At 36.4% G+C, this 20,217-nt stretch carries 14 protein-coding genes, 2 tRNA genes and 3 rRNA genes; 11 read left to right on the top strand and 8 right to left on the bottom strand.

Features of this window, described 5'->3' with window-relative positions:
* The 6 genes from C4F50_RS19425 to pafA form a co-directional block, all read left to right on the top strand.
* Positions 1-82, top strand: a 16S ribosomal RNA gene (locus C4F50_RS19425); the annotation flags it as partial.
* Between the two features lie 125 nt (positions 83-207).
* Positions 208-281: transfer RNA gene (locus tag C4F50_RS19420), tRNA-Ile, on the top strand.
* Between the two features lie 158 nt (positions 282-439).
* Positions 440-513: transfer RNA gene (locus tag C4F50_RS19415), tRNA-Ala, on the top strand.
* 137 nt (positions 514-650) lie between these two features.
* Positions 651-3,531, top strand: a 23S ribosomal RNA gene (locus C4F50_RS19410).
* A gap of 154 nt (positions 3,532-3,685) precedes the next feature.
* A 5S ribosomal RNA gene (gene rrf, locus C4F50_RS19405) occupies positions 3,686-3,795 on the top strand.
* A gap of 175 nt (positions 3,796-3,970) precedes the next feature.
* Positions 3,971-5,590, top strand: a complete 1,620-nt coding sequence (gene pafA, locus C4F50_RS19400) for an alkaline phosphatase PafA (protein WP_194140291.1) — start codon at positions 3,971-3,973, stop codon at positions 5,588-5,590.
* A gap of 132 nt (positions 5,591-5,722) precedes the next feature.
* Here pafA and ald read toward each other — a convergent pair whose 3' ends face one another.
* The gene (gene ald / locus C4F50_RS19395; protein WP_194140290.1) at positions 5,723-6,841 is read right to left on the bottom strand and encodes an alanine dehydrogenase; all 1,119 of its coding nucleotides are present in this window, start codon (positions 6,839-6,841) and stop codon (positions 5,723-5,725) included.
* 198 nt (positions 6,842-7,039) lie between these two features.
* On the opposite strand from ald, the gene C4F50_RS19390 reads away from it, so the two are divergent.
* Entirely contained in the window at positions 7,040-7,498 is a 459-nt protein-coding gene (locus C4F50_RS19390; RefSeq protein WP_194140289.1) for an Lrp/AsnC family transcriptional regulator, read from the top strand.
* A gap of 52 nt (positions 7,499-7,550) precedes the next feature.
* On the opposite strand, the gene C4F50_RS19385 is transcribed toward C4F50_RS19390, so the two are convergent.
* Together C4F50_RS19385 and C4F50_RS19380 are read right to left on the bottom strand one after the other, a co-directional pair.
* Positions 7,551-8,999 (bottom strand): glyceraldehyde-3-phosphate dehydrogenase, encoded by a 1,449-nt coding sequence (locus C4F50_RS19385; RefSeq protein WP_194140288.1) that lies wholly within the window; start codon positions 8,997-8,999, stop codon positions 7,551-7,553.
* 199 nt (positions 9,000-9,198) lie between these two features.
* Positions 9,199-10,599, bottom strand: a complete 1,401-nt coding sequence (locus C4F50_RS19380) for a trypsin-like peptidase domain-containing protein (RefSeq protein WP_194140287.1) — start codon at positions 10,597-10,599, stop codon at positions 9,199-9,201.
* A 159-nt stretch (positions 10,600-10,758) separates the two neighbouring features.
* Between C4F50_RS19380 and dapF the strand changes: the two genes are divergently transcribed.
* The 4 genes from dapF (at position 10,759) to C4F50_RS19360 (ending at position 14,317) form a co-directional block, all read left to right on the top strand.
* Positions 10,759-11,541 (top strand): diaminopimelate epimerase, encoded by a 783-nt coding sequence (gene dapF / locus C4F50_RS19375; protein WP_194140286.1) that lies wholly within the window; start codon positions 10,759-10,761, stop codon positions 11,539-11,541.
* A gap of 74 nt (positions 11,542-11,615) precedes the next feature.
* Positions 11,616-12,149, top strand: a complete 534-nt coding sequence (locus C4F50_RS19370; protein WP_194140285.1) for a GNAT family N-acetyltransferase — start codon at positions 11,616-11,618, stop codon at positions 12,147-12,149.
* A 10-nt stretch (positions 12,150-12,159) separates the two neighbouring features.
* Entirely contained in the window at positions 12,160-13,200 is a 1,041-nt protein-coding gene (gene mltG / locus C4F50_RS19365; RefSeq protein ID WP_194140284.1) for an endolytic transglycosylase MltG, read from the top strand.
* Between the two features lie 478 nt (positions 13,201-13,678).
* The gene (locus C4F50_RS19360) at positions 13,679-14,317 is read left to right on the top strand and encodes a peptidoglycan-binding protein LysM (protein ID WP_194140283.1); all 639 of its coding nucleotides are present in this window, start codon (positions 13,679-13,681) and stop codon (positions 14,315-14,317) included.
* Positions 14,318-14,347: 30 nt separating this feature from the next.
* Here C4F50_RS19360 and scpA read toward each other — a convergent pair whose 3' ends face one another.
* The 5 genes from scpA to C4F50_RS19335 all read right to left on the bottom strand — a co-directional run bounded on the left by scpA (position 14,348) and on the right by C4F50_RS19335 (position 20,161).
* Positions 14,348-16,489 (bottom strand): methylmalonyl-CoA mutase, encoded by a 2,142-nt coding sequence (scpA, locus tag C4F50_RS19355; protein WP_194140282.1) that lies wholly within the window; start codon positions 16,487-16,489, stop codon positions 14,348-14,350.
* 44 nt (positions 16,490-16,533) lie between these two features.
* Positions 16,534-17,898, bottom strand: coding sequence for a methylmalonyl-CoA mutase subunit beta (locus C4F50_RS19350; protein ID WP_194140281.1), 1,365 nt, complete (start codon positions 17,896-17,898; stop codon positions 16,534-16,536).
* 14 nt (positions 17,899-17,912) lie between these two features.
* Positions 17,913-18,245, bottom strand: a complete 333-nt coding sequence (locus C4F50_RS19345) for an FtsB family cell division protein (RefSeq protein WP_194140280.1) — start codon at positions 18,243-18,245, stop codon at positions 17,913-17,915.
* A 154-nt stretch (positions 18,246-18,399) separates the two neighbouring features.
* Complete coding sequence (gene udk / locus C4F50_RS19340; RefSeq protein WP_194140279.1) at positions 18,400-19,008, bottom strand: uridine kinase; 609 nt, start codon at positions 19,006-19,008, stop codon at positions 18,400-18,402.
* 271 nt (positions 19,009-19,279) lie between these two features.
* A complete protein-coding gene (locus C4F50_RS19335; protein ID WP_194140278.1) occupies positions 19,280-20,161 on the bottom strand; it encodes an SDR family oxidoreductase in 882 nt (293 codons plus the stop codon).
* Between the last annotated feature and the right edge of the window lie 56 nt (positions 20,162-20,217).

Raw genomic sequence — 20,217 nt, 5'->3', positions numbered from 1 at the left:
GCTGCCTAGGGTAAAACTGGTAACTAGGGCTAAGTCGTAACAAGGTAGCCGTACCGGAAGGTGCGGCTGGAACACCTCCTTTCTAGAGCCTTGGTGTTAGTCTTCGGACACGCCTTGGAAATAAGATGGATATTTGATGTTTTGGAATTCCAAGACTGTATTACTCTTGCTGTTAATTTGAAAAAAAATGAAAATTAAGTAAAACAGAGTCTCGTAGCTCAGCTGGTTAGAGTACTACACTGATAATGTAGGGGTCGGCAGTTCGAGTCTGCCCGGGACTACTATTTGACTTTAGATTTAAGATCTCAGATTTTAGATTTAAAACAATAGACTGAAAAGCTTGATTTAAAGGAAATTCTGGAAGCTGGGATTCACCAAAGGAAATTAGATCAGAATCAGTAATCTAAAATCTGAATTCTAAAATCTAAGATTTAAAAATGGGGGATTAGCTCAGCTGGCTAGAGCGCCTGCCTTGCACGCAGGAGGTCAACGGTTCGACTCCGTTATTCTCCACTGGTTTACTATAAGCATAGTAAATAAAAGTTCATTGACATATTGAGATAAGAAAATAATAAAAGTAGAAAGCGTTTTTTACAATTTTATTGTAAAGAACAAAAAAAAACGGTCGTAATTAATTTTATGACTGGGTACAATAAGCAAAATAAGGGCGTATGGGGGATGCCTAGGCTCTCAGAGGCGATGAAAGGCGTGATAAGCTGCGAAAAGCTGCGGGGACGGGCACACACCGATTGATCCGCAGATACCTGAATGGGGCAACCCGTTATGTTGAAGACATAACACACCGATAGGTGGGCAAACCCGCTGAACTGAAACATCTAAGTAGGCGGAGGAGAAGAAAACAAAAGTGATTCCGTAAGTAGTGGCGAGCGAACGCGGAACAGCCCAAACCAGTCTTGTTACGGCCTGACTGGGGTTGTAGGACCACGATATTTTATGCACAAGGAACCGGAAGTTGCTGGAAAGTGACGCCGCAGAGGGTGAAAGCCCCGTATGGGCAACAAGTGTAATAGATAGTGGTATCCTGAGTAGGGCGGGGCACGTGAAACCCTGTCTGAATTTGGCGGGACCATCCGCTAAGGCTAAATACTCCTGAGAGACCGATAGTGAACCAGTACCGTGAGGGAAAGGTGAAAAGAACCGTGAATAACGGAGTGAAATAGATCCTGAAACCATACGCTTACAAGCGGTCGGAGCCCTTTCGTGGGGTGACGGCGTGCCTTTTGCATAATGAGCCTACGAGTTAACGCTGCTGGCAAGGATAAGTACTTCAGGTATGGATCCGCAGCGAAAGCGAGTCTGAATAGGGCGCTTTAGTCAGTAGTGTTAGACGCGAAACCGTGTGATCTACCCATGGGCAGGTTGAAGCTGTGGTAACACACAGTGGAGGACCGAACCGGTTGACGTTGAAAAGTCTTCGGATGACCTGTGGGTAGGGGTGAAAGGCCAATCAAACTCGGAAATAGCTCGTACTCCCCGAAATGCATTTAGGTGCAGCGTTATTTTAGTTATACAGAGGTAGAGCTACTGATTGGATGCGGGGGCTTCACCGCCTACCAATTCCTGACAAACTCCGAATGCTGTATAATGATTGATAACAGTGAGGGCTTGGGTGCTAAGGTCCAAGTCCGAGAGGGAAAGAACCCAGACCATCAGCTAAGGTCCCCAAATATATGTTAAGTTGAAAGAACGAGGTTTGTCTGCCCAGACAGCTAGGATGTTGGCTTGGAAGCAGCCATTCATTTAAAGAGTGCGTAACAGCTCACTAGTCGAGCGGACGAGCATGGATAATAATCGGGCATAAACATATTACCGAAGCTATGGATTTACAGTTTACTGTAAGTGGTAGGGGAGCATTCTGACAGGGCTGAAGGTGTTCCGTAAGGGATGCTGGACTGGTCAGAAAAGAAAATGTAGGCATAAGTAACGATAATGCGGGCGAGAAACCCGCACACCGAAAAACTAAGGTTTCCACAGCTATGCTAATCAGCTGTGGGTTAGTCTGGACCTAAGGCGAACCCGAAAGGGACAGTCGATGGCCAACGGGTTAATATTCCCGTACTGCTTATTACTGTGATGGGGTGACGGAGTGATGAAAGCGCCGCGAACTGACGGAATAGTTCGTTAAAGTACCTAACTATAGGCTCTACAGGCAAATCCGTAGAGCTTGGTGAAATACGATAGTACTCGGAGTCTTCGGACAAAGAGATAGTGCGCCTAAGGGCTTCCAAGAAAAACCTCTAAACTTCAGGTAATAAGCACCAGTACCGTAAACCGACACAGGTAGTTGAGGAGAGAATCCTAAGGTGCTCGAGAGATTCATGGCTAAGGAATTAGGCAAAATAGACCTGTAACTTCGGGAGAAAGGTCGCCCCGAGCAATCGGGGCCGCAGTGAAGAGGTCCAGGCGACTGTTTATCAAAAACACAGGGCTCTGCAAAATCGTAAGATGAAGTATAGGGCCTGACACCTGCCCGGTGCTGGAAGGTTAAGAGGAGATGTTATCTTCGGAGAAGCATTGAATTGAAGCCCCAGTAAACGGCGGCCGTAACTATAACGGTCCTAAGGTAGCGAAATTCCTTGTCGGGTAAGTTCCGACCTGCACGAATGGTGTAACGATCTGGACACTGTCTCAGCCATGAGCTCGGTGAAATTGTAGTAACGGTGAAGATGCCGTTTACCCGCAGTGGGACGAAAAGACCCTGTGCACCTTTACTATAGCTTAGTATTGACCTTGGATAAATGATGTGTAGGATAGGTTGGAGACTATGAAGCGGCGTCGCCAGGCGTTGTGGAGTCATTGTTGAAATACAACCCTTTGTTTATCTGAGGCCTAACCCCATATTGTGGGGGACATTGCTTGGTGGGTAGTTTGACTGGGGTGGTCGCCTCCAAAAGAGTAACGGAGGCTTCTAAAGGTTCCCTCAGTACGCTTGGTAACCGTGCGTAGAGTGCAATGGCATAAGGGAGCTTGACTGAGAGACATACAGGTCGATCAGGTACGAAAGTAGAGCATAGTGATCCGGTGGTTCCGCATGGAAGGGCCATCGCTCAAAGGATAAAAGGTACGCCGGGGATAACAGGCTGATCTCCCCCAAGAGCTCATATCGACGGGGGGGTTTGGCACCTCGATGTCGGCTCGTCACATCCTGGGGCTGGAGAAGGTCCCAAGGGTTGGGCTGTTCGCCCATTAAAGTGGCACGCGAGCTGGGTTCAGAACGTCGTGAGACAGTTCGGTCTCTATCTACTGCGGGCGTTAGAAATTTGAGTGGATCTGATTCTAGTACGAGAGGACCGAATTGGACTAACCGCTGGTGTATCTGTTGTCCCGCCAGGGGCACCGCAGAGTAGCTACGTTGGGAAGGGATAAGCGCTGAAAGCATATAAGCGCGAAACCCACCACAAGATGAGATTTCTTTTAAGGATCGTGGAAGATGACCACGTTGATAGGCTATAGATGTAAAGGCAGTAATGTCATAGTCGAGTAGTACTAATAATCCGTAAGCTTATGTACACCCTTTTCCCGGGTCCAAAGACCCGGGAGGAAACTTTCTAACCAAATTTATTGTATTTCTTTATCTCAGTATGTTAAGATATTGGTTTTAATTATGAATTGTCAATTATCAATTGTTAATTAAAACAGATTGCCCAAAGCAATTATAACTTCTTAAGGTGGTTATTGCGGCGGGGCTCACCTCTTCCCATCCCGAACAGAGAAGTTAAGCCCGCCTGCGCAGATGGTACTGCAGTTATGTGGGAGAGTATGTCGTCGCCTTTCTTTTTAAAACCCTGTTTCTATTGAAACAGGGTTTTTTGTTTTTAATCGGTTTTCAAAGTTTTATAATAATTCGTATTCTGTTAAATTAAAGTCAATTAATAGCTTTTAATGATTGTCTTACTAGTCTGTTTGATTGTGAATCTTTATTTTTGTAATTAAATATTATAATTTAAGTATGAAAAAAAGTATAGCCTTGCTGACATTATTTATTGTCTCAAGTTTAAGTGCGCAACAACGCCCTAAGTTAGTAGTTGGTATTGTAGTAGATCAGATGAAAATGGAATATTTATATCGGTTTTCAGACGATTTTTCACCAAACGGATTTAAGAGATTAATGAATGATGGATATACTTTTCAGAATATGCATTATAATTATATGCCTACTTATACAGCTCCAGGGCATGCTTCAATTTACACAGGAACTACTCCTGCTACTCATGGGATTGTTGGAAACGAATGGTTCAGCAGATCTTTAGGAAAAGATGTATATTGTACAGATGATGCATCGGTATCAACGGTTGGAAATGGAACAAAAGAAGAAGGTGCAATGTCGCCAAAAAATCTTTTAAGTACTACCATTACAGATGAAGTTAGAATGGCAACCAATTTTAGCGGTAAAGTTATCGGAATGAGTTTAAAAGATCGTGGTGCTATTTTACCTGCAGGACACTTTGCTAATTGGGCTTTTTGGTATAGTAAAACTGGAGATTTTATTTCAAGTACTTTTTACGGGGAAAAATTACCAGAATGGGTTTCTCAGTTCAATAATGAGAAACATTATATGAATTACATCAATAAAGGCTGGGATCTTTACAAACCAGCTTCTACTTATAACGAAAGTCTTCCTGATAATAATCCTTATGAAGGAAAGCTTTATGGAAGTGCAGCTCCAGTATTTCCTTATGATTTAAAAACAATGTATGAGAAAAATGATGCTGGAATAATCAGAGCTACTCCTTATGGGAATGATTTATTAGCAGAATTTGCAAAGAGAGCCATTGAAAAAGAAGATTTAGGAAAAGATAATATCACAGACTTCTTAACAGTTAGTTTTTCTTCTACTGATTATGTAGGGCATTTACTAGGGCCTCGTTCGATGGAATTGCAAGATACTTATTTGAGATTGGATCAGACAATTGCTGACTTTTTGGCTTATTTAGATAAAACAGTTGGAAAAGGCAACTATTTACTTTTCTTAACTGCGGATCATGCTGGAGCTGAAAATGTAATTTACTTGAAAGATCGTAAATATAATGTTGATAATTACCCTTCTAAAGATGTTAGAAAAGGTATGCAGGATTTTTCAGTTAAGACTTTTGGAATTGATTTAGTTCAAAACTATTCTAATTTTAATGTGTTTCTTAATAAATCTTTGATTAAGGAAAAAGGGTTAGAACTTGTTAAAGTAAAACAAGCCTTTAAAGATTACTTGATGGCACAGCCTCACGTGAAAAAAGTATATACAGAGGAAGAAATTTTGGCTAATTCTGGAAACGATTATTATTTGAATTTTGTAGCAAAAGGATATGACGTTACACAAAACGGAGATCTTATAGTTTTAGATAAGCCTGGAGATATTCAATATTCAACAACAGGAACTTCACATGGAACCCCTTATTCTTATGATACTCATGTGCCTGCTATTTTTTACGGCTGGCATATCAAAAAAGGAGAATCATACGATAAGAAAGCTATAACAGAAATAGCTCCTACAATCGCTCAAAAAATTAAAGTTACTTTTCCTAACGGAACCGAAGCAAAAGTGATGACTGAAATTTTGGATGAAAAGAAATAAAATATTTTAAAGTAAATAGTATTAACCTGTCTTTTAAGGCAGGTTTTTTTATGACATAAAAAAAAGACTTTTCAATTAAGAAAAGTCTTTTAAAATGTAGTGACTTAGTAAGCACTTATTTTAGTGCAGGCACTATGCGTTTGCCAACACTATTTCTTCGTTAAAAGGAAGATTCCAAGCTTCGGCAACTCCTTTGTAAAGAATTTTTCCATTAGCTACATTTAATCCTTTTTTCAATTCTTCATTTTCTGCACAAGCTTTTTGCCATCCTTTGTTCGCTAGTTGTACAGCATAAGGTAAAGTTGCATTAGTTAAAGCTAAAGTAGAAGTATAAGGTACTGCGCCTGGCATATTAGCTACACAATAGTGAACGATATCATCTATAATGAAAGTTGGATTTTCGTGAGTTGTTGGTGTACAAGTCTCGATACATCCGCCTTGATCAACAGCAACGTCAACAACTACAGTTCCTGGACGCATTAATTTAAGCATATCACGAGTGATTAAGTGCGGTGCTTTTGCTCCTGGAATTAAAACGGCACCAACAATTAAGTCAGCGTCTTTAATTGCTCTTGTAATATTGTAATGATTAGACATTTCTGTGTTTACATTTGCAGGCATGATGTCATCTAACTGACGTAAACGTGGCAGACTTAGGTCCATAATAGTTACCTGAGCACCTAAACCTGCAGCCATTTTTGCTGCTTGAGTACCTACTATTCCCCCGCCTAGAACTAATACTTTTGCTGGGGGAACTCCTGGTACACCTCCTAAAAGAATTCCTCTTCCTTTTAATGGTTTTTCAAGATATTTTGCACCTTGCTGAATAGCCATACGACCTGCAACTTCAGACATTGGAACTAAAAGCGGTAAGCTGCGGTCTGTTTTTTCTACAGTTTCGTAAGCCAAACAAACAGCTCCTTTTTCCAACATTGCATGAGTTAACTCTTCAGATGAAGCAAAGTGAAAATAAGTGAATAATAGTTGGTCTTTTTTGATTAAAGGATATTCAGAAGCGATAGGCTCTTTTACTTTAATAATCATTTCTGCGATTGCATAAACTTCTTCGATTGTTGAAAGTACAACTGCACCAGCATTTGTATATTCTTCATCTGCAAAACCACTTCCTAAACCTGCAGTTGCCTGAACATAAACTGTATGTCCATTTTTTAACATTTCAGATACGCCTGCTGGGGTTAAAGCTACGCGGTTTTCGTTATTTTTGATTTCTTTAGGAACACCTATTATCATATTGTTACGTTTTGTTGTTTTTAAATTTGTTTTTACAAAGCTACAGATAGCGTATATATTATTGATAAAGCGGTATTAAATAAGAAAATATTATTTTATTTTATACTTTTACAGAAAAATTTTCTTTTTTGAAAAATATTTGACCCTTTAAAAAGAAAAAATGACTGATTTCTGATTTTTAATTAAAACGTTTTCGTAATGCTGCTAGATGAAATTGACAAAAAAATCCTACGCCTTCTTCAGGAAGATGCTCATTACACTTTAAAAGATATTGCAAATAAAATAAATTTGTCTTTGACACCGGTTCATGATCGTGTTAAACGTCTTGAAAAAGAGGGAGTTATAGAGAAGTATGTTTCTATTTTAAATAAGAAAAAATTAGGCAATAATCTGACCGTGTATTGTCAAGTTACTTTGACAAAACAAACTTATGATACTTCTGAAGGTTTTAATCAAGCAATTTTAGAAATGCCGGAAGTTGTGGAGTGTAATTATGTTTCGGGAAATTTTGATTACATGTTGAAGATAATTATTCCAGATATGGAACGATACCATCATTTTCATCAAAAGAAGTTATCTGTTCTTCCAGAAGTCTCTTTGATTAATACGGTATTTGTTATTTCTGAAGTAAAAAGTACTACAGTGCTTCCGATATAAATAAAAACCACCAAGAAAACTTGATGGTTTTAGAAATAAGGGGTTTGGTTTATCAATAATAAGTATAACGTCTAACTTTGGCAATATACTTTGCTAAACGAATAACCTGATGGCTGTACCCATATTCATTGTCATACCAGATATAGAGTATGATATTTTTTCCATCCTTTGAAACAATTGTAGCATTACTATCATAAATTGATGGAGCCGAAGTTCCAACAATATCAGATGAAACCAATTCGTTATTTAGAGAATATTTGATTTGCTCAACGAGTTCGCCTTCCAAGGCATATTTCTTCATTATTTTATTAATTCCAGCAATAGAAGTTGCTTTTTTGACATCTAGATTTAATACAACTAAAGAACCGTTTGGCACAGGAACTCGAATAGCATTTGATGTTAATTTTCCTTCTAATGATGGTATAGCTTTTGCGACAGCACTTCCGGCACCAGTTTCTGTAATGACCATGTTTAAAGCAGCAGCTCTTCCGCGGCGGTATTTTTTATGCGTATTATCGACCAGATTTTGGTCATTTGTGTAAGCATGGATGGTTTCTAAATGGCCTTTTGAAATACCTAAAGTATCTTCTATAACTTTTAATACTGGTGTAATAGCATTTGTGGTACAAGATGCAGCAGAAAAAATATCTATTTCATCTGGATTGAATTCGTTATGATTTACACCATGCACTATATTTGGAATTCCTTTGCCTGGAGCTGTCAGCAAAACCTTATTAACCCCTTGTGAAGTTAAGTGTCTTTTTAATGCTTCTTCTGTAGTAAATGCTCCAGTATTGTCAATTACCAAAGCATCGTTGATGCCATATTCTGTATAATTGATTTCTTCTGGTGAATTTGCAGTGATAATGTGAACGGTTGTTCCGTTGATAATTAACGCGTTACTTTTTAGATCTACAGAAACTGAACCCTGAAAATCTCCGTGAATAGAATCGTATCTTAGTAGAGAAGCTCGTTTCTCTAAACTTGATGCATCGTTTTTATCGCGCGTTACGATGGCTCTTAAACGTAGTTGATTTCCTTTTCCTGTCTTAGACATTAACTCTCTCGCGAGTAAACGTCCAATGCGTCCAAATCCATAGAGAACAACATCTTTTGGCTGAATTTCTTTTGAAGATTTTGCTTTCTTTAATTTCTCCATGACAAAATATCTGGCATCTGGATATTTGTCTTCTTCCAAACCGTATTCGTAAGTTAGTTTTCCCAGATCGATTTTTGCTGGCGGGAGTTCTAGCGATAAAATTACTCTTGCGATTTCAACAGAATCGAATATGGTGATCGGTTTGCCTACAAATTCACCAGCATATTGATGCAGATTAATGATGTCGCTGACATTTTTATCCAAAAGCTGATTTTTGAACAAAACCATTTCGATGGATTTGTCATACCATAGATCACTTATGATTTTAATTAATTCGACACCGGCTCTTCTTCGGTCGACTTGTAATGTTACCTCTTTTTGGTATAATGTTTTGTTACTCATAATTGAAAAAATAAAATGCTCACTATTTTAAAATTTGGCGCAAAAGTATCCATTTCAATCGATTTCGTAAACTTTTTTCGGGTTTATTTTTGAAAATAAAAAAGCCACCTTAAATTATTAAGATGGCTTTTGATGCATTTAAAGTCTGTTTGTACAGCTTTCAATTCAGATTCAAAACAAAGCTGTTTTTAAATTGAACTTAAATAATGATTCTAAAAATTTCTCCGTTTCTGTTGATCATTTCAATTCGGACACTTTGTCCTTCGTCTTTTTTGCTTAAAAGTTTAGAAACGGTTTCAACATTTGTTGCCTTTACATTATCAATACTTAGAATAATGTTTCCTTGTAATTCATTTTGATATTGCATTAAATTCTCATTAGTAATGTTTTTGATCTTTACGCCATAATCAATTCTGAATCTCTTTTTATCAGCAGCATCTATATTCTCCAATTCGATTCCTTTAAATTCGGCACTGAAAAACTCATTTTTAGTCAAGGTAACAGGAACCGTTTTTGTTTTTCCATCTTTAATGTAGGTCACTTTTACAACATCGTTTGGACGTTTTGTATTAATGTAACCTGATAAATCAGCATAAGTCGAAATATTTTGTTCGTCAAGTTTTATAATAATATCGCCTTTTCCTAAGCCGGCTTTTTCTGCACCAGAATTTTTAGTTACTCTGTTAATGTAGAAACCTTGAGTTTCTGTAATTCCCAATTCTTTTGATGCTGTACTGTTCAATTCACCCCCTTCAACGCCCAAAATACCTCTTTGTACGTTTCCATATTCCATAATATCTTCGATAATTTTTCTGGCAATATTAGAAGGTACAGCAAATGAATACCCAACATAAGATCCAGTCATGGATGAAATCATGGTATTAATTCCAATTAATTCTCCTCTTGCATTTACTAACGCTCCACCGCTATTACCCGGATTTACGGCAGCATCTGTCTGAATAAAAGACTGAATACCGCTTTGATCTAAATTTCTGGCTTTCGCCGAAACTATACCAGCGGTTACAGTTGAAGTCAAATTATAAGGATTTCCCACAGCCAGTACCCATTCTCCTACTTTAACACTGTCAGAATTTGCAAAAGCTGTATAAGGAAGTTTTTCATTGGCATCAATTTTCAATAGAGCAATATCCATTTTAGAATCAGTTCCAATTAATTTTGCCTTGTAAGATTTTTTATTGTTCAATGTAATTTCGATTTCGGTAGCATCTTTAATAACATGATTATTAGTAACGATATAGCCGTCTTCAGAAATAATTACACCAGAACCAGTTCCAACTTGCTCTTGTTGCTGCTGTCCGCCATATCCATAGAAAAATTCCAGCATTGGATTGCTGACAGTTCTTCTCGAAACATTCTTAACGTGAACAACCGTATGAATTGTTTTATCTGCGGCTTCGGTAAAATCAACTGTTTCAGCTCCCAAACCGACATTTTTACCATACGAATTAGGGGCAAGAGTTACAACAGAATTTCCTTTTCCAAAAAACGAATTGCTGCTTTCAAATAATAACTTGTAAGCACCAAGAGTAATAGCACCACTTAATAATGATACTAAAAATAAGGCTGAAAATCTTTTCATTTTTAAAATTTGTAATTAAGTTATTAGAAATTTATGTCATGTTATTTAACGTAAAATTAATTCAAAAAATTACTTGTAAAAATGGTTTAACGCTCTTTAACATTGATTAACATTTCATTAATTAATAGTTCGTACTTTTGTATTTCTAACAACAAAAAAATGCAGCTAGAATTTTATAAATACCAAGGAACAGGAAACGATTTTGTAATGATTGACAATCGTTCTAATTTCTTTCCAAAAGAAGATGTAAAACTAATTGAACGCTTGTGTGACAGACGTTTTGGAATTGGAGCAGACGGTTTAATTCTGCTGGAAAACGACTCGGAAACCGATTTTAGAATGGTGTACTACAACTCAGACGGAAACCAAAGTTCGATGTGCGGTAACGGAGGCCGCTGTCTGGTTGCTTTTGCAAATCAATTGGGTGTAATCGACGAAAAAACAACTTTTATTGCGACTGACGGATTGCATCATGCTTCTGTTGGTGAGGATTCAATTATTTCACTTCAAATGATTGATGTTGATGAAATTCAGCAAAAAGATTCTTATACTTTCTTAAACACTGGTTCCCCGCATCACGTACAAATTGTAGAGGATCTGGAGCATTATAATGTAAAAGACAACGGTGCCGCAATTCGTTATGGAGCATTGTATGGCGAAAAAGGCAGTAATGTCAATTTTGTAAAAAAAGTAGATAATGATACTTTTTCTTTAAGAACCTACGAAAGAGGTGTTGAAGATGAAACGTTAGCGTGCGGAACGGGAGCGACTGCTGTTGCGATTGCAATGAATGCGACCGGACAAACGGATAAAACGTCAATTAATTTAAATGTCGAAGGCGGAAAACTGATTGTTTCTTTTGATAAAAATGGAAATCAGTTTACAAATGTCTTTTTAACCGGACCAGCTAAATTTGTTTTCAAAGGAACGATAGAGATTTAATTAATTTCAAATTTTAAATTCCGACCCCGATAACTGTCGGGACTAAAATCAACATCTAAAATCTAAAATTGTAAATGATAACATTAAAAGGCGAAACCATTTATTTACGGGCGCTGGAACCAAATGATTTAGAGTTTGTTTATGCGATGGAAAATGATTTAAGCATTTGGGAAGTCAGTAATACAAATACTCCATACAGTCGTTTTTTAATTCGCCAGTATCTCGAAAATGCGCAGCAGGATATTTATGAAGCCAAACAATTGCGGCTGGCGATCTGCCAAGATGAAGATTTTCCGGCAATAGGATTAATAGATTTGTTCGAATTTGATCCTAAAAACAATAGGGCAGGAGTTGGTATTGTCATTCAAAAAAATGAAAATAGAGGACAAAATATTGGTTCTGAGGCTTTAGAACTTTTAATAAATTACTCTTTTTTAAATTTAAATCTTCATCAGCTTTATGCAAATATTAGTACAAATAATGAAGCAAGTATAGCTCTTTTTACTAAATTTGGATTTGAGAAGATTGGTGTAAAAAAAGATTGGGTATTGTTTCAGAACCACTATTATGATGAAGCAATTTTTCAGTTAATTAACAAACAAATTTAAATTTTAAGCTTTGAGTCTAAAGAAAATTATCACGATAAGTGCCGTAGCTATCATATCAGTTTTACTGATTTATGGTTTTATTTTAATCAGTAAAATTTTTAGTTCTAATACTAAATTTGAAGAAAAAGAATTATATGTATACGTTCCCACTGGCGCAAACTATGCAGATGTAAAAAAGATATTAGAACCTTATGTAAAGAATTTCGATAATTTTGAAATGGTTGCAGAAAAAAGAAGTTATCCTGAAAATGTAAAATCAGGGCGTTTCCTGCTGAAAAAAGACATGAACAATATCGACTTAGTGCGAGCAATGCGTTCTAATGTGCCTGTGAAATTAGTTTTTAATAATCAGGAACGTCTGGAAAATTTTGCCGGCAGAATCGGTAAAGAAATTGAAGCGGACAGTCTGTCTTTAGTTAAAGCTATTAGAGATTCTACATTTATGGCTGAAAACGGATTTAATGAAGACAATGTCTTTGCAATGTTTATTCCAAACACATATGAAATTTATTGGAATACGTCTGCAGAGAAATTCCGTGACAAAATGATTAAGGAATATCATAATTTTTGGACAGATGAAAGAATTGCTAAAGCCAAAGCGCAGGGTTTAACTCCAGTTCAGGCAACAATTCTAGCATCAATTGTACACAAAGAATCGGTTAAAAAAGATGAAAGACCTCGTATTGCGGGTGTTTACTTAAATCGTCTTCGTTTAGAAATGCCTTTACAAGCAGATCCAACAGTCATTTATTCGTTAAAATTAAGAGATAATAACTTCGATCAAGTAATTAAACGTGTTTTTTACAACGATTTGGTTATGAGATCTCCCTATAATACTTATGTGAATAAAGGTCTTCCTCCTGGGCCAATCGCAATGCCTGACATTACAGCTTTAGAAGCGGTTTTAAATCCAGAGAAAAACGATTATATTTATTTCTGTGCAAGTGTGGAACGCTTCGGATATCATGAATTTGCAGCGACATTAGCAGAACATAATATCAATGCAAAAAAATATTCTGATTGGATCGCCAGTCAGGGAGTAACAAGATAAAAGCAAACAAAAAATCCTAAAGACCGAAACGAAAGTTTCGGTTTTTTTTATTTGGACAGGAAAACAAAAACAATCTATTTCTGAATAAATTATTGAATCATTAAACTTGGTCGTTTTCGGATATTAAAACAATAAAATAGTAAGGTATTTTTATTTATGATTTAAAGATTTCGAAAAACTAAAATTTTAAAATCAATCTAAAAGTAACAATAAAACTGTAATCTTATTCTTTCAAAATAGCAGAAAAAACTTAAAAAAACCTTAAAATTGAAATTTTATAAGTCTAAATTTTTCAATTTTTGATCTAAAATTCACCTTATCGTAATCTTCGGTAACATTTATGTTTATAGGCATTAGCAAAGATTCTTACAATTTCGGCTTTATGTTAAGTGCTTGAAATTCAGTATTTTTTTTTAATTGTTATCTTTGCACCGTAGAAATTTTAAGAGGGTGACAGCGTCTTGAAGAAAAACAATTTATGATAAAGAAATGGTATTTTTATGCGAGTTTAGTCGTTATTATTACATTTTTAAGTTTGGGATTTATTCCCTCAGAAAAAGAAACCAAACCTTGGTTTCATATTGAAAAAACAGATGGATCAGAATATGTTTTTCCATCAATTGAAAAGGATGATTATCCTAATACAAACGTCCCATACACAGGAAATCATCTTATAGGATTTAAAGAGGCAGTAGCTTTTAAAGAATCGCAGGGAAAATACAGACTTGTAAATTCTTTGGGATACATGGGTAAATATCAATTTGGTTCTAAAGCGCTCAGAGCTATTGGAATTAATGATAATAAAGCCTTTTTAAAAGATCCTGCTTTACAAGAAAAAGCTTTTATAGCTTTGTTAGCCAAAAACAAATGGATTTTGCGTTATGAAATCCAAAAGTATCAAGGCAAAATCATCAGTGGTATTGAAATTACCGAATCAGGAATTTTAGCGGCAGCTCACTTAGGAGGCGCGGGTTCTGTGAAAAACTTCTTTAAAAACAAAGGAAATAAACATTTTAGAGATGCCTTTGGAACTTCTTTAAAGAGCTATATGCGTGATTTTGCTGGTTATGATCTCTCTTTTATAGAAGCAGATAATAACGCAACAGTTAACGACTAAAAAAAAATCCCTTCTTAAAGGGATTTTTTTTTAGTCTATAAAAGCTTCTAATATTTTAATTGCGGCTTCACTAATTTTCGTTCCTGGCCCAAAAACAGCTGCTGCACCAGCATCAAACAGGAATTGATAGTCCTGCGACGGAATTACACCGCCGACAATAACCATTATGTCTTCTCGTCCATGTTTTTTCAATTCTTCAATAACTTGCGGTACCAAAGTCTTGTGTCCGGCAGCTAATGAAGAAACACCAAGAATATGCACGTCGTTTTCTACTGCTTGTTTAGCAGCTTCTGCAGGAGTCTGAAAAAGCGGCCCAATGTCAACATCAAAGCCAACATCTGCATAGCCCGTTGCGACTACTTTTGCACCACGGTCATGACCGTCTTGTCCCATTTTGGCAATCATAATTCTGGGGCGTCTTCCTTCTTGTTTGGCAAAAACGTCTGCTAATTGTTTTGCTTTTTCAAAATTCTCATCGTTTTTTATTGCTGCACTGTACACACCGCTAAAAGATTTGATTTGTGCTTTAAATCGGCCAAAAACACTTTCGAGTGCATTACTGATTTCGCCTAAAGTTGCCCTGTTTCGTGCAGCTTCAATAGCAATTTCCAGTAAATTTCCTTCGCCGTTTTTTGCACAAAGAATTAATTTTTCTAGTGAACGCTCTACTTTTTCTGAATCTCGAGTCTCTTTTATAACATCTAAACGCTCAATTTGCTGTTTGCGAACCAATTGATTGTCTACGTCTAATATGTGTAAAGGATCTTCTTTTTCTAAACGATATTTATTTACCCCAACTATAATGTCTTGCCCGCTGTCAATGCGTGCTTGTTTTCTTGCTGCGGCTTCTTCAATTCGGAGTTTCGGAATTCCAGCTTCAATAGCTTTTGTCATCCCTCCTAATTCTTCTACTTCCTCAATTAGTTTCCAAGTTTTTTCAGCAATATCGTGGGTTAAACTTTCAACATAATAACTTCCTGCCCACGGATCAACTGTTTTGGTTATTTTAGTTTCTTCTTGTAAAAATATCTGGGTATTTCTGGCAATTCTTGCAGAAAAGTCTGTGGGAAGCGCAATGGCCTCATCCAATGCATTTGTATGAAGAGACTGCGTACCGCCAAAAGCTGCGGCAGAAGCTTCTATACAAGTTCTTGCAACATTATTAAAAGGATCTTGCTCGGTTAAACTCCAGCCGCTGGTTTGGCAATGTGTTCGCAATGCCAAAGATTTGTCACTTTTAGGATTAAACTGCTGCAGTAACTTTGCCCAAATCATTCGTCCTGCTCTCATTTTAGCGATTTCCATAAAATGATTCATGCCAATAGCCCAAAAGAAAGATAAACGCGGTGCAAATTCATCAATAGTCATTCCAGTAGAAAGACCTGTTCTGATATATTCCAGACCATCTGCCAAAGTATATGCCAATTCGATATCTGCCGTTGCTCCAGCCTCCTGCATATGATAACCAGAAATCGAGATCGAATTGAATTTTGGCATTTTTCTGCTTGTAAATTCAAAAATATCGGCAATGATTTTCATTGAAGGAGCAGGCGGATAGATATAAGTGTTGCGAACCATAAACTCTTTCAAAATATCGTTTTGAATGGTTCCTGCCAATTTCTCTGGAGTAACGCCCTGCTCTTCGGCAGCAACAATATAAAAGGCCATAATTGGAAGGACAGCGCCATTCATTGTCATAGAAACCGACATTTCGTCAAGTGGAATTTGATCAAACAAGACTTTCATGTCTTCAACAGAATCTATGGCAACACCTGCTTTTCCAACATCGCCGACCACTCTTTCGTGATCTGAATCGTAACCGCGGTGTGTGGGCAAATCAAACGCAATCGAAAGTCCTTTTTGTCCCGCAGCAAGATTTCTTCTATAAAAAGCATTGCTTTCTTCTGCGGTCGAAAATCCTGCATATTGACGAATCGTCCACGGACGTCTTACATACATTGTTGCGTAAGGTCCGCGAAGATTGGGTGCAAAACCAGCTCCAAAATCGAGAAAATCAAAATCTTCTATATCTTGTTCAGAGTAGTTTTTTTTGATTTCAATTCCTTCGGCTGTGGTGAAGTTAGGAGTTGAATGAGAAGAGTCATGCGGCTGTGCGCTCGACGTTTCATTTTTAACATCTAACTTTATATGTTTAAGGTCTTTTCTTATCATGAGACGCTTTAAATTTGATTTTTTATTAATTACCTTAAATAAGATTATTCTACTTCCAATCTTTCTTGTTCCAGCTTTTCAGCTAATCTTTTCTCTATTATTGGTGTAATTAATGTTTTTCGGGGTTTGATTTTGACAAAAGGAAACAATTCTAAATCATGTTTCATTCGATCTTCCTTATTCGGATATTTGTTGGTCCCTAAAAGAATTTCTTTTTTAGAATCGAATAATTCCTGCTCTTTATTGGCGCTTTCCTGAATTTTCTTTTTGATCATTCCGTCGTTCAAAAGTTTTAAAAATCCTCCATTTGCTTCAATATCTTTAAATAGCGCTAAACTCTTTTCTGCCAATTGCATTGTTAAACTTTCAATATAATAACTGCCGTCAGCTGGATTGTCTACTTTGTCAAAATAACTTTCATGTTTTAAAATTAAAAGCTGGTTTCTGGCAATGCGATCACCAAATTCATTGTCTTTATGGTACAAAGCATCGTATGGTAAATTGGCAATTGCATCTGCACCGCCCAAAATTGCCGACATGCATTCGGTTGTGGTGCGAAGCATATTGACATTGTAATCGTAAATTGTTTTATTGCGTTTGGTTGGTGTAACCAGTAAATGACATTCTAAGTTCGGATTGTATTCTTTGGCAATGAGATTAAAAAGCATTCTTAAGGCGCGAAGCTTTGCAATTTCGAAGAAATAGTTGGTGCCTACAGCAACCTGAAAAACAATTGGTTTTGCTAAATCAGAAAAACGATTTAAATATTCGTTGGCATGTGCCAGACTATAAGCAATTTGCTGGGTAATATTCGCTCCGGAATTTTGATACAATCCTAAATCTACACTCAGCAAATTCAGGTTGACTGTGTTTTTAAAAAGTAGATTTAAAGTTTCAAAATTGGTTTTCTCGGCAGTGGTGAACCAATTACCGTCTCGGGCCAGTTGACCTATAGGATCTAAATTACAATAAAAAACTGCCTTTTTATGAATAGATATACGGTCTAATTTTTTTACGAAATCGATTGAGATAAAACTTAAATTGAAGTAAACGATTCTGTTTTCTAAAGGAAGATTTTCTAATAATTTGTGAATGTCAGTATTTTCGTTTTGAATGGTAAAACGTAAACTTTCAGCGCCTCTTTCCAGCGTGTTAATTGCTCTGTTGATTGATTTTTCAACATCGTGAACAAATATATTTTGGCAGATTTTAAATTCTGATGCCTGAGTTTTTACTTTTGCGGCTTTTGAAAATTCATCGATGTGATAAAAAGGTTTTACCTGAATGTCTTCCGGAGAATTCCAAATAACGGTTTGGTTGTAATCGGCTCCATCTAATTCAAACTGAATTTTTTGTTTCCATTGCTTGGATGAAACCGGATTAAAATCGTCGAATAGTGTAGTGGCCATTTTGTGTTTTTTGATTATTCTTTTTCTTGAATAGTATCTCCTTCAAATTGAATGATATAAATATCTTCGCTGTCTTTTTTCATGAAATATTTCTCACGGGCATATTTCTCAATTTGTTCCGGATTTTTAAGCTGTTTGATCTGTTCTTGATCTTTTTTTATTTCTTCTTGATAATATTTTTTATTGTCATTAAGTTCGTCAATCTGCCCATCTAAGAAACGATGATCAAAATAAGAATAATTATCCAGAAATAACATCCAAATTACAAAAAACAACAAAACCCAAACATATTTGTTGCCGAAGTATTTAAACCATTTTTTGTCTTTGTATGGATTTTTAAATTTCATTGTAAACGAATATTTTTTTTTGTCTTTGTTTGGTTTCTAGCCCTGATAGAAGTAAAAATCCTTTTTTGCCTCGTTTAAAAAACGAGACACAAAAGATTGTAACAAATAACGGGAAACAGCTCCTAATTTTTATGGACTAAATTTACAATAAAAATTATAAAATTCTCTGATTAATTACGGCACGAACAACATCAATTGCTACGGTATTGTATTTGTCATTAGGGATAATGATGTCTGCAAAAGCTTTACTTGGTTCGATAAATTGTTCATGCATAGGTTTTAAAGTAGTTTGGTAACGGTTTAAAACTTCATCGATATCACGGCCGCGTTCTGAAATATCTCTTTTTAAACGGCGAATTAATCTTTCGTCAGAATCTGCGTGAACATAGATTTTGATGTCAAACATGTCGCGTAATTCTGGATTGGTTAAGATTAGAATTCCTTCAACAATCATAACTTTTCTAGGATGAGTAGAAATAGTGTCGTCTGTTCTGTTATGCTGAATAAAAGAGTAAACTGGCTGATCGATTGTTTCTCCTGCTTTTAAAGCTTTTAAGTGTTTTACCAGCAATTCAAAATCGATCGCACGCGGATGGTCAAAATTGATTAATGCTCTTTCGTCAAAAGATAAATTGGTGGTTTCTTTGTAATACGAATCTTGAGAAATCACGCCCACCTCTGTGTCTGGCAATTCATTCATGATTTGGTGTACTACCGTCGTTTTTCCACTTCCTGTTCCTCCTGCAATTCCAATAATGAGCATAAAATTTTTGTTTGATATTTGTTTGGCAAAAATAATAATTTAACTGAATTGTCTAAACATATTAATGTATTTAAACCATATAAGTGATATTAGTAAATGTAAGTAAACAGATGTTTAAACAATTTATTACTTCATTGAACTTATATCACTTATATGGTTAAAATGATTGTCAATTATATGATAAAAAAAATCCCGAAAGTAAACCTTCGGGATTTCGTGCAATCAGTATAGTTTTAAAAAAAAATATTCTGAATTTAGTAAGCACTTGTAATTATTTATTCTTTTTTGCTTTGATCATCATTTCAAGCTGATCCCAAAGTTCTTCTGGAATTGCTTCTAATAAGTTGAATTGTCCAGCGCCTTTTAGCCATTCGCCGCCGTCGATTGTAATAACGTCTCCATTTATATAAGAAGAGAAGTCAGAAACCAAATAAGCTGCTAAATTGGCTAATTCCTGATGGTCGCCAACTCTTTTTAACGGCACTTTTTTCGCCATATCAAATTTCTCGGCTAAATCTCCTGGCAACAATCTGTCCCATGCACCTTTAGTTGGGAACGGACCTGGTGCGATAGCGTTAGAACGAATTCCGTATTTTGCCCATTCTACAGCCAAACTTCTGGTCATGGCCAAAACTCCAGCTTTTGCTGTAGCACTTGGAACTACGTAAGCAGATCCTGTCCAGGCGTAAGTGGTAACAATATTTAAAATCGTTGCCGAAGTCTGTTTCGTATCAATCCAATGTTTTCCAAAAGCCAGCGTACAGTTTTTAGAACCTTTAAGTACAATATCTATAACAGTGTCAAATGCGTTTGCTGATAATCTTTCAGTTGGAGAAATAAAATTTCCCGCGGCATTATTTAAAAGAACATCAACCTTGCCAAAAACTTTTAAAGTTTCCTGAAGCATATTTTCTACTTCTTCATAATGACGAACGTCACATTGAAGCGGTAAACATTTTCCGCCGGTTTCGCTTTCAAGTTCTGCAGCAGTAGTTTTAAGCTTTTCTAAATCTCTAGAAGTAATCGCTACCTGAGCTCCTAACTCTAGAAAATATTTGGTCATAGCTTTTCCTAAACCGCTTCCGCCGCCTGTAACAACAATAACTTTACCTTGTAAAGCATCGTCGCGCAACATTTTATCTGTATAGCTCATACTTTTCTTTTTTTACAATATTAGTTAAATAAAATAGGATGCATGCATAATAATGT

Source organism: Flavobacterium hungaricum (assembly GCF_015182285.1).
GTDB classification, from domain to species: domain Bacteria; phylum Bacteroidota; class Bacteroidia; order Flavobacteriales; family Flavobacteriaceae; genus Flavobacterium; species Flavobacterium hungaricum.
Note: the sequence above shows the minus strand (reverse complement) of the source record. Positions and strands in the feature narration are given on the sequence as shown.

Excerpts from the sequence above, each read along its gene's own strand:
- C4F50_RS19350 (WP_194140281.1), bottom strand. The coding sequence starts at position 17,898 with ATGGCCACTACACTATTCGACGATTTTAATCCGGTTTCATCCAAGCAA.
- C4F50_RS19385 (WP_194140288.1), bottom strand. The coding sequence starts at position 8,999 with ATGAGTAACAAAACATTATACCAAAAAGAGGTAACATTACAAGTCGAC.
- pafA (WP_194140291.1), top strand. The coding sequence starts at position 3,971 with ATGAAAAAAAGTATAGCCTTGCTGACATTATTTATTGTCTCAAGTTTA.
- C4F50_RS19345 (WP_194140280.1), bottom strand. The coding sequence starts at position 18,245 with ATGAAATTTAAAAATCCATACAAAGACAAAAAATGGTTTAAATACTTC.
- C4F50_RS19370 (WP_194140285.1), top strand. The coding sequence starts at position 11,616 with ATGATAACATTAAAAGGCGAAACCATTTATTTACGGGCGCTGGAACCA.
- ald (WP_194140290.1), bottom strand. The coding sequence starts at position 6,841 with ATGATAATAGGTGTTCCTAAAGAAATCAAAAATAACGAAAACCGCGTA.
- scpA (WP_194140282.1), bottom strand. The coding sequence starts at position 16,489 with ATGATAAGAAAAGACCTTAAACATATAAAGTTAGATGTTAAAAATGAA.
- C4F50_RS19360 (WP_194140283.1), top strand. The coding sequence starts at position 13,679 with ATGATAAAGAAATGGTATTTTTATGCGAGTTTAGTCGTTATTATTACA.
- C4F50_RS19390 (WP_194140289.1), top strand. The coding sequence starts at position 7,040 with ATGCTGCTAGATGAAATTGACAAAAAAATCCTACGCCTTCTTCAGGAA.
- dapF (WP_194140286.1), top strand. The coding sequence starts at position 10,759 with ATGCAGCTAGAATTTTATAAATACCAAGGAACAGGAAACGATTTTGTA.
- C4F50_RS19335 (WP_194140278.1), bottom strand. The coding sequence starts at position 20,161 with ATGAGCTATACAGATAAAATGTTGCGCGACGATGCTTTACAAGGTAAA.
- udk (WP_194140279.1), bottom strand. The coding sequence starts at position 19,008 with ATGCTCATTATTGGAATTGCAGGAGGAACAGGAAGTGGAAAAACGACG.
- C4F50_RS19380 (WP_194140287.1), bottom strand. The coding sequence starts at position 10,599 with ATGAAAAGATTTTCAGCCTTATTTTTAGTATCATTATTAAGTGGTGCT.